This window comes from Lentibacillus salicampi (genome assembly GCF_004565465.1).
GTDB lineage: Bacteria > Bacillota > Bacilli > Bacillales > Amphibacillaceae > Lentibacillus > Lentibacillus salicampi.
Map to the genome: position 1 here is coordinate 14,627 of NZ_SRHY01000025.1, position 12,306 is coordinate 26,932.

Sequence of the window (12,306 nt, forward strand, 5' to 3'; positions counted from 1 at the left end):
ATCATGTTAGTCACCGCAAACCGCCAATCCCCTATTGAACCCTGAACTATTTCAGCAAGATAGATACATAGATAGATAGCACGATAACTTAAAATGTTCCACGTGAAACATTTTTATGTAATCTATTCATTTAAAGAGGAAATTGATCGATTTAATCTAAACAAATCCGTCCAATCCTAAACTCATTTTACCATATATTGCTCTGAATGAGTATGAAAATCACCCTATAAACTTTTGTAGCAAAAGATTAAGCGATTGGGCTTTTATTTGGCAGTCCCGGTTTCCTCGGATATTTCTTAGGTGTTTTTTGTTTTTTATGAATCGAAATGATGGACCGCTCGCTATTTTCCTCTGGTAGATGAAACGTGTGGGTTGTGTCCAGTTCACCGCCCAGTATTTGCACTGCACTTTTGGCATCAGTTATCTCGTCCCCAGCCTGCGAACCTTTCATAGCGATAAACAAACCATTGATTCTCGTCAGCGGTAAACATAACTCGCTTAATACAGACATCCGGGCGACAGCTCTGGAAATAACCATATCAAACGACTCCCTGAATTGTTTGTTTTTTCCAAAGCCTTCTGCTCTGTCATGATAAAAAGCAACATCCTTAAGATCAAGTTGTACAGCCAGTTGATTTAAAAAGTTTATACGCTTTTGCAATGAATCAACGATCGTAACACGTAAATCAGGAAAGCATATTTTAAGCGGGATACTGGGGAATCCTGCCCCAGCACCCACATCACAAATTCTCACATCTCCAGTAAAATCATGATAAAATGCAGCGGAAATAGAATCATAAAAATGCTTCAAATACACATCTTCTACATCTGTTAAGGCTGTCAAATTGATCTTTTCGTTCCACGCTACCAGTGTCCGAAAATAATCAGCAAACTGCTCCTTTTGTCTTTCACTCAATTTGATACCTTGTTCATGCAAGCCATCCACAAATTGTTCTGGTTTCATGAATCGTTGTCTCCTTCAACACCTAGTTCGCTACGCGGGCAATTTTTCCCTGTTCAATATAAACAAGCAGGATGGACACGTCTGAAGGATTAACCCCTGAAATACGCGAAGCCTGACCGACAGACAGCGGACGAACTTTTTTAAGTTTTTCTTTTGCTTCGAAGGCTATGCCATCAATATCATCATAATCAATGTCATCCGGAATCTTTTTACTTTCCATTTTGAGCATCCGATCTACTTGTTCGTTCGCTTTTTTAATATAGCCTTCATACTTGACTTGTATTTCGACCTGCTTTTTGACGATATCTGGCAAATCACCATTTGTTTCGATAACATGCTCAAGCATGTCATAGGTTACTTCAGGCCGTTTTAACATATCATATGCTTTGACGGCTTCTTTTAACGGGGCGCCGTTTGCATTTTGCAGCATTTGTTGAACAGCGTCTCCCGGTTTGATGATTAATTTACCAAGACGTTTTTTCTCTTGCTCAACAAGGCGTTGTTTCTCAACAAATTGATCATAGCGTTCTTCTGTGATCAAGCCGTAGTCATGGCCGATTTCTGTTAAACGTAAGTCGGCATTGTCATGACGCAATAATAAACGGTATTCGGCTCTCGATGTCAGGAGACGGTATGGTTCCTTTGTTCCTTTGGTAACCAGGTCGTCAATCAGGACGCCGATATATGCCTGGGATCTGTCAAGAATCAATGGCTCTTTACCGACAATTTTTGCACCAGCATTAATACCAGCCATAATCCCCTGAGCTGCTGCTTCTTCATAGCCTGATGTACCATTAATTTGTCCCGCCGTAAACAGCCCGGGAATATGTTTTAATTCCATTGTCGGCCATAATTGGGTCGGAATAACGGCATCATATTCAATCGCATAGCCGCCGCGCATAATTTCAGCATTTTCGAGTCCTGGGACTGTTTTAACCATATCATGCTGGATATCTTCCGGCAAAGACGTTGAAAGTCCTTGAACATACACTTCCTCCGTATCTCTGCCCTCAGGCTCAAGAAAGATCTGGTGACGCGGCTTATCATTAAACCGAACAATCTTATCCTCAATCGACGGACAATAACGCGGTCCTGTTCCACGTTTCATACCGGAGTACATTGCGGATGAAGATAAATTATCGTTAATAAGTTGGTGCGTCACTTCATTGGTATACGTCAGCCAGCACGGAATCTGGTCTGTTATAAATTCCGTTGTTTCATATGAAAAACATTGCGGTTTCTCATCCCCTGGCTGCATTTCCGTTTTGGAATAATCGATCGAATGGCTGTTCACCCTTGGTGGTGTTCCTGTTTTAAACCGGGTCAGATCAAGGCCGAGATCCTCAAGATTTTCGGAAAGTTTGATGGATGCCCGCTGGTTGTTTGGACCACTTTCATATTCGAGATCTCCCATCAGCACCTTCCCACGCATGAATGTTCCTGTTGTGACAATGACACTTTCAGCATAATAAGCGGCTTTCGTTTCCGTAACGACCCCTTTGCATACACCATCTTCCATGATCAATTCATTGACCATGCCCTGCCTGAGTGTCAGATTTTCCTGATTTTCCAGGACATGTTTCATTTCTTTTATATAAAGTGGTTTATCCGCCTGTGCCCGTAGTGCCTGGACAGCTGGGCCTTTTCGTGTATTCAGCATGCGCATCTGAATGTACGTTTTGTCAATCACCTTGGCCATAACACCACCCAGCGCATCAACTTCACGAACGACAATCCCTTTAGCAGGGCCGCCAAGTGACGGATTGCACGGCATAAAAGCAACCATATCAAGGTTCAGCGTCAGCATTAACGTTTTCGCGCCCATTTTGGCTGCAGCGACACCTGCTTCCACACCAGCATGACCAGCGCCAATCACAATGACATCATAACGTCCGGCATCATATACCATCATTTTTCACCCTTTCTGTTTGTACCTGTTTCAATCATTATTTCGATAAAGAATCGTTTATATTCGCAGAAACTATTATTTCCCTAAGCAAAATTGTGAAAATAACTGGTCAATTAAGCCGTCACTGGCCGTATCACCAATGATTTCACCCAAAAACTCCCATGTGCGGGTGACATCAATCTGGACGATATCAAGCGGCATTTCCATGTCCAGACTGCTCATGGCATCTTCCAGTGACTGCTTAGCCTGTTTCAGCAATTGGATATGGCGAATATTGGAGACGTACGTCATATCACCTGTGTCAATATCGCCGGCAAAGAATGTTTCAGCAATGGCTGTTTCTAGTTCATCAATTCCCTTTTCCTTAATTAAGGAAGCTGTTATCACCGGTTTACCCTCAGCCAGCTGATTCACTTTGGTTAAATCAAGTTTTTGTTCCAAATCCGATTTGTTCACCATCACGATATAGTCCAATCCCCGAACCGCTTCAAACAGTTTCTTGTCCTCTTCTGTAAGCTCTTCATTATAATTTAAAACAAACAATATCATATCAGATTCTTCCAATACTTTCCGGGACCGGTCAACACCAATTTTCTCAACCATATCTTCGGTCTCACGGATCCCCGCCGTATCCACCAACCTCAATGGCACGCCACGGACATTGACATATTCCTCAATGGTATCACGTGTTGTTCCGGGGACTTCTGTGACAATGGCTTTATTTTCCTGGACAAGGGTGTTCATTAAAGAAGATTTGCCCACATTCGGGCGTCCGATAATCGCAGTGGACAACCCTTCACGCAATATTTTCCCTTGTTTGGCAACTTCCAGCAAATGGTCGATCTCGGCATGCACCTCTTGTGTTTGCGTGCGCATCATCTCATGCGACATTTCTTCAACATCGTCATATTCCGGGTAATCGATATTTACTTCGACATGTGCCACTGTTTCAATCAATTGCTGTCTGAGCCGACCGATCAGTTGTGAAAGCCGCCCATCCATCTGCTTCAGGGCAACTGACATGGCTTTATCGGTTTTTGACCGAATCAGATCCATGACCGCTTCTGCCTGTGACAGGTCAATCCGTCCATGCAAAAAAGCACGTTTGGTGAATTCACCAGGTTCCGCAATTCGCACACCTTGTTCAAGAATAATCTCCAGAACACGGTTCACCGCGATCATGCCACCATGGCAATTAATCTCAACTACATCTTCTCGTGTAAATGTTTTGGGTCCCCGCATGATCGTGACCATTACTTCTTCAGCAGCCTCGTTCGTTTCGGGATCAATGATTTTTCCGTAATGAATGGTATGCGTCTCCGCATCATGCAGATTTTTCCCTTGAAATACTCCTGCCGTAACCGGAATGGCCGCAGAACCGCTCAGCCGAACAATCGATATCGCCCCTTCACCAACTGGCGTTGATATCGCCGTTATCGTATCTGTCTCCATTCATCTCACCTCCATTGCACATCGACTTTAATCTATATAAAAAGCATGATTTTTATCTGTCACTAATATAATAGAATATCACAAAATCCATCAAAAATAAACTTATCCACAGCGTGAATAATAACGGATAAAAACCCATCTATTCACATGTGGATAGATGGGTTTTTATCCGTTATTAACAAGTGGACAGCTGTCCCGCATCTTTTTCTTCATTTCCTTCGAAAAACGCGGACCACTCATCCTTTCGTGAATGGCTGTTTTCTAAAAAATTGCTGTTTTTGACACAAAATCCATAAACAGCGACGTAAGTGCTGGAATGGTTTCTATAAGTACGTCCACTTTTCGCCCCACCGTCCGAGGTCGCTTCGGGCGGATGCTTTCCGCGGGCACGGCCTCAGCCTCCTCGGAAAGCAAAGACCGCTTTCCTGCGGGGTCTTCGGACACGTTGTTCTGAGCAGGAGTCACCGCCCTCCGCTCACCCGGACTAGTGTAGTGGTTTTAAACGTATTTCTATCACGACTCCTGGACCAGACAATAAAACCAGCGGAGGAAATACACGGAGACTCCTGTGGGAGCAGAGGCCTAGATGAGACCCCTTAGTGCTTAGCTCGAGGAGGCTCATCAGCCGCCCACGGAAAGCGACGAGCAAAACATCCGCCGAGTTAGCTGCGAGTTGCGAGGAGTGCTGCTTCCCGCAATCACTTGCAACACGACGAGCACCAAGTGTATTTCCGCAGCGGCAGTTTAACACTCATGGAACATTACGTCGCAGTTTATCTCAACTTCGTAAAAAGCAGCAAAATCCAGAAAAAGAGCCTTGTGAATAAATCGTTTATTATCTGGTCGCCCACAATTGATTTTTCTCACTTAACAAAAAAATCACCCCGTTAAAAACCGTTAACGGGGTGATTGATTTATTCAGGGTTCTATAACGACGTGCCGATGGGGGTCAACGCCATCCGAATGGGTTGATACCTGCTCATTCGTCTGTAATACACTATGGATAATTTTACGCTCAAATGCAGGCATTGGTTCAAGCGCTACCGTTTTATTCAGACTTAATGCTTTATCAGCCATTTTATGTGCAAGTGATTCAAGCGTGTCTTTCCGTCTGCCACGGTATCCTTCTGCATCAACGGTAACCGTGTAATATTGTGTGCCATCCTTATTCAGAACAAGATGAACTAAATATTGAATGGCGTTCAATGTCTGTCCGCGCTTCCCGATTAATACAGCAATTTTGTCACCTGCTAAGTCAAACGTAATATGATTTTCCGAAACCGTAGTTGTCACGTCTGCCTCAACGTTCATCTTTCCGGTTACATCGCGCAAAAAGTTTTGAGCCTCTTCAATTTGATTTTTTACCGTTGTCACCTTAACAAAAGCGCGCTTAGAACCAAATACTCCTAGAAGCCCCTTCTTCCCTTCGTCAATCACTTCAACATCTACATGGTCTCTTGTGGTGTCTAACTGCTCTAATGCTGATTGGACCGCTTCCTCAACCGTTTGTCCACTGGCAGTTATTTCTCTCACTTTTTGTCTCCCCCATTTTTATGATCATTCATCATTGGTTTACGAATGAAAATCGTCTGGGCAACCATAAACACATTTCCTACAACCCAGTACAGAGCCAACGCTGCCGGGAAGAAAAATGCAAAGACTGTAATCATGATCGGCATCACATACAACATGACCATCATTTGCGGATTCTGTGCAGCAGCACTTCCCGCCATCATTAACTTTTGCTGGAAAAAAGTTGCTGCACCGGCAATTAAAGGCAAAACATAATCCGGTGAACCTAATTCGAACCACAGAAAAGGATGCTCTTGAACTTCAGGTGTCCGCATAATCGCATGATACATCGCAATCAATATCGGCATTTGCACAAATATCGGCAAACAACCTGCCAACGGATTCACCCCGTGTTTTTGAAACAGATTCATCGTTTCCTGCTGCAGTTTCTGTTGTGTATTGGCATCTTTTGAAGCGTATTTTTGCTGCAGTTCCTTGAGTTCCGGCTGAATATCCTGCATGGCTTTGGAACTCTTTAACTGCTTCACATTCAACGGCAGAAGAATCAGACGAACAATAATTGTTACAATAATAATGGATAAACCGTAACTTCCATTAAACATATTTGCAAAATACGTTATAACCTGTGATAACGGCCATACAAACCATGAATTCCAGATTCCTTCACTCTCTGAGCTGACCGGTTCTTTTATATCCATACAGCCGGAGAGAAGCACTAATAACCCGATTAAGGTTATAAGCAGCAAAACCTTTTTACGCAATTTATTTCCTCCTAACAAACAAAAAAACAACCTATGTATAAAACCTATTTACTATTTTACCATTAAATCAATAGAAGATTCCATATATATTTAAAAAAGCTCGTTATTTTTTAGCTAACAGCCGTTCTTTTGATAATAAATGCATTAAACTCTTTTTCACCTCGTGAAAATTCATTTGACGCGTTGGATAACGAGCAATAATAATCAAATCTGTTGTCGGCCGGATAGAGCCTTCCAGCTCAAAGAATGCCTGCCGCAAATACCGTTTGATCCGATTCCTCATCACAGCATTGCCTATTTTTTTACCAACAGATAAGCCAATGCGGAAATGCGGCTGCCCAGGTTTGTCTAAATAATATAAAACAAGCTGCCGGTTTGCAAATGACTTACCATGTTTGAAGACATGCTGGAATTCTTTATTATCTTTGACCCGGTATATTTTTTTCAATCCGATCACCTTCATCCATCATTTTTCCCGCTGTAGCGGAAAAAAGACCACTGATATGTCAGTGGCCTATGCAGACAATACTTTTCGTCCTTTACGGCGACGTCGCTTCAGAACCTTGCGTCCGTCTTTTGAACTCATTCGTGCACGGAATCCATGCACCTTTTTCCGTTTACGCGTATTTGGTTGATAAGTTCGCTTCATTTATCATACACCTCCCTGAGGAATTCAAACATAAAATGACATTCTAAAAGCAGTCTATGACATTATAATGAAAAACATTTCTCCCTGTCAACTTTTCATCCGGAAAATCTTATCCACACTCGCTTGTAAATGAAATTTCAACAAAATTTTTTTGTTCACAACGATTATCGACAACTTACTCACAAAATATAGTAGTGTGGATAATTCTTGTCTACAAGCGGTGGGGTTTGTGGATAACTGTCGAAAAAGCGTTGCACAATAGCTTTTTTTTTGGTATTATATTTGTGCTTTGATATGTGTACAAAATAATTATAGTTCCTGTTTTTCCACAGACTGTGGATAATATGTGGATATTCATACACACCTCTGTTTGCGAAACAATCAACAATCGTGTGGATAACGAATATAAGTTAAACGTTTTGTTGCAACGGCCATGTTAAACCATCCACAACCAACTATACACTATTAATAATCAGAAAACCTTTCCGTCTTTCAACATCATGATATGAGAGACCCAGGAAAGGGTTTTTCTCATCTTCAAAATCGAAAGGGGTGAAAGAGTTGGAGAACATCGATGAATTGTGGGTTGCGGCGTTGGAAAAGATTGAAGAAAAAATCAGTAAACCCAGCTTTGATACCTGGCTGAAAAATACAAAAGCCGAATCATTACAAGAAGACACATTAACTGTCATGGCCCCAAACGAATTTGCACGCGACTGGCTTGATGGCAGATATACAGATTTGATTAATGAAATTTTACTGGAAATCACCGGAGCCCGTTTATCAACCCGATTTATTATTCCCGATTCACAGGATCCTGGAAATGACATGGACCCTGCTCCAAACAATGTACCTATGGAAAAGAATCAAGGCAAAACAGATCATACAAAAACCATGCTAAATTCGAAATATACGTTTGATACATTCGTTATCGGGTCGGGCAACCGTTTTGCACATGCTGCATCGCTTGCTGTTGCTGAAGCCCCGGCAAAAGCCTATAATCCGTTGTTTATTTATGGCGGTGTCGGACTCGGGAAAACACACTTGATGCATGCCATCGGACATTACGTTCGGGAGCACAATCCAGAAGCAAATGTCGTTTATCTGTCATCAGAAAAGTTTACGAATGAGTTTATCAACGCCATTATGGATAACAAAGCAACCCAATTCAGAAACAAATATCGCAATGTCGATATTCTATTAATTGATGATATTCAATTCATAGCCGGAAAAGAATCAACTCAGGAAGAATTTTTCCATACGTTTAATACGTTGCACGAGGATAATAAACAAATCATCATCTCAAGTGACCGTCCACCGAAAGAGATACCAACACTTGAAGATCGCCTGCGTTCCAGATTTGAATGGGGTTTGATCACAGATATTACACCACCGGACCTGGAAACACGGATTGCTATTTTGACAAAAAAAGCAAAAGCGGAAGGACTCGACATTCCAAATGAAGTAATGCTTTATATTGCCAACCAGATCGATACCAATATCCGTGAACTGGAAGGAGCATTAATCCGTGTTGTTGCTTATTCATCGCTCATTAATCAGGATATTGATGCTTCGCTTGCAGCGGATGCACTAAAGGATATCATCCCAAGCAATAAACCGCGTACCATTACGATTCAAGGCATACAGGAAGCTGTCGGGGAAAAATACAATATCAAATTGGAAGATTTCGCAGCTAAAAAACGAACAAAATCAATTGCATTTCCAAGGCAGATTGCTATGTATCTATCACGGGAACTCACTGATTTTTCATTGCCTAAAATTGGTGAAGAATTCGGTGGCAGAGATCATACAACGGTTATTCATGCTCACGAAAAAATTGTAAAGATGATGGAAAATGACACGTTATTAGGGCGGGACATTGAAGAATTAAAAGAACAGCTGAAGTCGTTTTAAGTTATAAACATGTGAATCATGTGAATAGCGAATACATGCTTGTAAACATCCTATCCACATGTGAATAACTTTCATATCACAGCGATTTTGGAGATATCCACATAATCACAAGCATTATTACTGTTACTAGTGTATTTTTATAAATAAATAATTATTATATGCATCCAAAAGGAGAATAAATTTCATGAAATTTATCGTACAGCGTCAGCAATTAATTTCAAGTGTTCAAGATGTCATGAAAGCTATCTCATCCAGAACCGCTATCCCAATTCTGACTGGTATGAAAATCGAAGCAAATGCAAATGGAATTATATTAACCGGCAGCGATTCGGATATTACAATTGAATCTTTTATTCCTGCAGAAGAAGACGGTATGATAAATGTCGAACAAATTGAAGAGGGAAGCGTTGTTCTGCAGGCACGCTATTTTCCCGATATTGTCCGGAAATTGCCGGACAATACAGTTGAAATTGAATCTGATGAAAATTTCAATATAACGATCAAGTCAGGAAAAGCTCAATTTAATCTAAACGGACAGGATGCCAATGAATATCCGCATCTCCCCAACCTGCAAGCAGAAAACAGTTTCGACATCCAATCAGACTTACTGAAGGATTTAATCAAACAGACGGGTTTTGCTGTCTCAGCAATGGAAACAAGGCCCATCCTGACCGGTGTCAATATAACAATTGAAAATGAAACGTTGCACTTTACGGCAACAGACAGTCACCGGCTTGCATCACGACGTGTCCCACTCGAAGGTGTGACATCAGACTCATCCAATATTGTTGTGCCAGGAAAAAGTTTGAATGAATTAAATAAAATTCTTGATGATACAGGTGAAAAAGTTGAAATCAGTGTCATGAACAACCAAATCCTGTTCAGAACGAAATATTTACACTTCTTATCAAGACTACTGGATGGGAACTACCCGGAAACGTCCCGGTTGATTCCAGATCAAAGTCAAACAGTGCTTCACGTTAGGACAAAAGAATTGATCAACACCATTGATAGGGCATCACTGCTTGCCAAGGAAGAACGGAATAATGTCGTCAAATTAACAACAAAAGATAATCAACTGCTGCAAATTACCAGCAATTCACCTGAAGTCGGTCAGGTGGCAGAAGAAATTTCTGTCCAGTCACTCGAAGGAGAAAACTTAAAGATCTCATTCAGTTCAAAGTATATGCTGGATGCCTTGAAGGTTATTGAGAATGACGAGGTCATCATTAAATTTACCGGGGCCATGCGGCCGTTTGTTATTCAGCCGGCTGATGATGATGCTATTTTACAATTGATTTTGCCTGTTAGGACGTATTAAAAGATAGAAGGAAATCGGCCCTCCGCTGATTTCCTTTTTCCAAAGATAAGAAAGTATAGAACTTTTGACTATATGAAGCTCTTTATCAACAATAGTTATATCTAGCTCCAGCGCCTACCCCCCTCGAGAGCTTAAGCAACCATTTTATGTGGCAAAACCCGCCACTAGAAATACTTGCTTAAGCTTTTCGTGGGGTGAACAAGGTGCCCTGCGCTTTTCTGATTCACTTTCCGAAACTCGGCCTTTTCCGCTTATTTTTTATAATTCAGACGATACAAGTTATGAATATTCTTATTAAAAGGCTGCTCATTCACTAAAGGACGCGTGAATGTGAGTTTTCTAACAATCATTAAAGCATCTTTCCTTCCCATAACACCAAATCTTTAGTAAAATAGATAGGAACTACAATAAACGTCAATTAATAAGTGAAAAGTTTGGTGATCTGCATGCATGAACCTGAAAAAATAGACATTGAGACGAATTATATCCCGCTTGGACAATTCATCAAGTTACTGAATATATTTGATTCCGGTGGTATGGTGAAGGCTTTCCTGCAGGATCAGGGAGTGCTCGTTAACGCAGAACCCGAACACCGTAGAGGAAGAAAACTTTACCCGGGTGATGTGATAGACTTGGAAGGTATCGGATCTTACATTGTCACGAAAGATTAGTCACGGGGAAAAAGCATGAACATTGAACAATTACAATTAAAAAACTATCGGAATTATGAAATGCTGGATATTTCCTTCAATGACAGGCTGAATGTGATTATTGGTGAAAATGCGCAGGGCAAAACCAACCTCATGGAGGCAATTTATGTCCTTGCCTTTTCAAAATCACACCGCACCCCAAGAGAAAAGGAACTTGTCCAATGGGAGCGGGAATATGCTAAAATAGAGGGCAGGATCACCAAGCGGAATCAGACAATCCCCCTTGAAGTTATGTTGTCAGCGAAAGGGAAAAAAGCAAAGTTAAACCGGGTTGAGCAACGGAAACTAAGCAACTACATCGGTGCGTTAAACGTCGTCATGTTTGCTCCGGAACACCTGTCACTTGTTAAAGGGCCGCCACAGACAAGAAGACGGTTTATTGATATGGAACTTGGGCAAATTCAACCAACATATATTTATCACCTTGGCCAATATCAAAAAGTTTTGAAACAGCGTAATCACTTGTTGAAACAACTGCAACGCCGGCAAATACAGGACAAAACAATGCTTGCTGTATTGACGGATCAGTTGATTCAACATGCATCCCTATTATTGGAACGACGGTTTGTTTTCCTTGATTTGTTACGGCAATGGACCACTCCTGTTCATCATTCAATCAGTCATGGAACAGAAAGGCTTGAAATCAGGTATGCCCCAACGATAGAAGTATCAGAATCAGCAAATAAGGAAAAGATAGAAAGTATGTATACCACTAAATTTCACGAACTGCAGAAGAAAGAGATTGAACGCGGTACGACATTAATCGGACCACATCGGGACGATATGACCTTCTATGTCAATCGTAAAAATGTCCAAACTTATGGGTCTCAGGGACAGCAGCGGACAGTGGCATTATCAGTGAAACTGGCAGAAATTGACCTGATTCAGAGTGAAGTGGGAGAATATCCGGTTTTACTCCTTGACGATGTATTAAGTGAATTGGATGACCAGCGGCAATCCCATTTGTTGGATACCATTAAAGGGAAAGTTCAAACGTTTGTATCGACGACGAATATTAATGGCATCCATCATGAAACACTGCGGGAAGCGCAATTGTTCCGGGTAGAGAATGGTACAGTCGATACATGATTGT

The 12,306-nt window shown here is 41.5% G+C and carries 11 protein-coding genes; 4 read left to right on the forward strand and 7 right to left on the reverse strand.

Annotated features, from left to right (window positions below; translation table 11 throughout):
* Positions 1-247: 247 nt before the first annotated feature.
* The 7 genes from rsmG to rpmH all read right to left on the reverse strand — a co-directional run bounded on the left by rsmG (position 248) and on the right by rpmH (position 7,268).
* Positions 248-964, reverse strand: coding sequence for a 16S rRNA (guanine(527)-N(7))-methyltransferase RsmG (gene rsmG / locus E4U82_RS13090; protein ID WP_135110620.1), 717 nt, complete (start codon positions 962-964; stop codon positions 248-250).
* Between the two features lie 22 nt (positions 965-986).
* Positions 987-2,873 carry a tRNA uridine-5-carboxymethylaminomethyl(34) synthesis enzyme MnmG gene (mnmG, locus tag E4U82_RS13095; RefSeq protein WP_135110621.1) on the reverse strand — a complete coding sequence of 629 codons (1,887 nt, stop codon included), beginning with the start codon at positions 2,871-2,873 and terminating at the stop codon, positions 987-989.
* 75 nt (positions 2,874-2,948) lie between these two features.
* On the reverse strand, positions 2,949-4,325 hold the full coding sequence (gene mnmE, locus E4U82_RS13100) for a tRNA uridine-5-carboxymethylaminomethyl(34) synthesis GTPase MnmE (protein ID WP_135110622.1): 1,377 nt from the start codon (positions 4,323-4,325) through the stop codon (positions 2,949-2,951).
* Positions 4,326-5,243: 918 nt separating this feature from the next.
* Positions 5,244-5,858: an RNA-binding cell elongation regulator Jag/EloR gene (gene jag / locus E4U82_RS13105; RefSeq protein ID WP_135110623.1), complete on the reverse strand. Its 615-nt coding sequence runs from the start codon at positions 5,856-5,858 to the stop codon at positions 5,244-5,246.
* The gene (gene spoIIIJ, locus E4U82_RS13110; protein WP_135110624.1) at positions 5,855-6,619 is read right to left on the reverse strand and encodes a YidC family membrane integrase SpoIIIJ; all 765 of its coding nucleotides are present in this window, start codon (positions 6,617-6,619) and stop codon (positions 5,855-5,857) included. Before spoIIIJ ends, jag begins: the two co-directional genes overlap by 4 nt.
* A 103-nt stretch (positions 6,620-6,722) precedes the next feature.
* Complete coding sequence (gene rnpA / locus E4U82_RS13115) at positions 6,723-7,067, reverse strand: ribonuclease P protein component (RefSeq protein WP_135110647.1); 345 nt, start codon at positions 7,065-7,067, stop codon at positions 6,723-6,725.
* A gap of 66 nt (positions 7,068-7,133) precedes the next feature.
* Positions 7,134-7,268 carry a 50S ribosomal protein L34 gene (gene rpmH, locus E4U82_RS13120; RefSeq protein ID WP_135110625.1) on the reverse strand — a complete coding sequence of 45 codons (135 nt, stop codon included), beginning with the start codon at positions 7,266-7,268 and terminating at the stop codon, positions 7,134-7,136.
* A gap of 561 nt (positions 7,269-7,829) precedes the next feature.
* On the opposite strand from rpmH, the gene dnaA reads away from it, so the two are divergent.
* The 4 genes from dnaA (at position 7,830) to recF (ending at position 12,302) form a co-directional block, all read left to right on the forward strand.
* The gene (dnaA, locus tag E4U82_RS13125; RefSeq protein WP_135110626.1) at positions 7,830-9,182 is read left to right on the forward strand and encodes a chromosomal replication initiator protein DnaA; all 1,353 of its coding nucleotides are present in this window, start codon (positions 7,830-7,832) and stop codon (positions 9,180-9,182) included.
* 184 nt (positions 9,183-9,366) lie between these two features.
* Positions 9,367-10,503, forward strand: coding sequence for a DNA polymerase III subunit beta (dnaN, locus tag E4U82_RS13130; RefSeq protein WP_135110627.1), 1,137 nt, complete (start codon positions 9,367-9,369; stop codon positions 10,501-10,503).
* A 446-nt stretch (positions 10,504-10,949) separates the two neighbouring features.
* The gene (yaaA, locus tag E4U82_RS13135) at positions 10,950-11,174 is read left to right on the forward strand and encodes a S4 domain-containing protein YaaA (protein ID WP_135110628.1); all 225 of its coding nucleotides are present in this window, start codon (positions 10,950-10,952) and stop codon (positions 11,172-11,174) included.
* 15 nt (positions 11,175-11,189) lie between these two features.
* Complete coding sequence (recF, locus tag E4U82_RS13140) at positions 11,190-12,302, forward strand: DNA replication/repair protein RecF (RefSeq protein WP_135110629.1); 1,113 nt, start codon at positions 11,190-11,192, stop codon at positions 12,300-12,302.
* The last annotated feature ends 4 nt before the right edge of the window (positions 12,303-12,306 follow it).

Excerpts from the sequence above, each read along its gene's own strand:
- rsmG (WP_135110620.1), bottom strand. The coding sequence starts at position 964 with ATGAAACCAGAACAATTTGTGGATGGCTTGCATGAACAAGGTATCAAA.
- mnmG (WP_135110621.1), bottom strand. The coding sequence starts at position 2,873 with ATGGTATATGATGCCGGACGTTATGATGTCATTGTGATTGGCGCTGGT.
- mnmE (WP_135110622.1), bottom strand. The coding sequence starts at position 4,325 with ATGGAGACAGATACGATAACGGCGATATCAACGCCAGTTGGTGAAGGG.
- rpmH (WP_135110625.1), bottom strand. The coding sequence starts at position 7,268 with ATGAAGCGAACTTATCAACCAAATACGCGTAAACGGAAAAAGGTGCAT.
- dnaN (WP_135110627.1), top strand. The coding sequence starts at position 9,367 with ATGAAATTTATCGTACAGCGTCAGCAATTAATTTCAAGTGTTCAAGAT.
- yaaA (WP_135110628.1), top strand. The coding sequence starts at position 10,950 with ATGCATGAACCTGAAAAAATAGACATTGAGACGAATTATATCCCGCTT.
- recF (WP_135110629.1), top strand. The coding sequence starts at position 11,190 with ATGAACATTGAACAATTACAATTAAAAAACTATCGGAATTATGAAATG.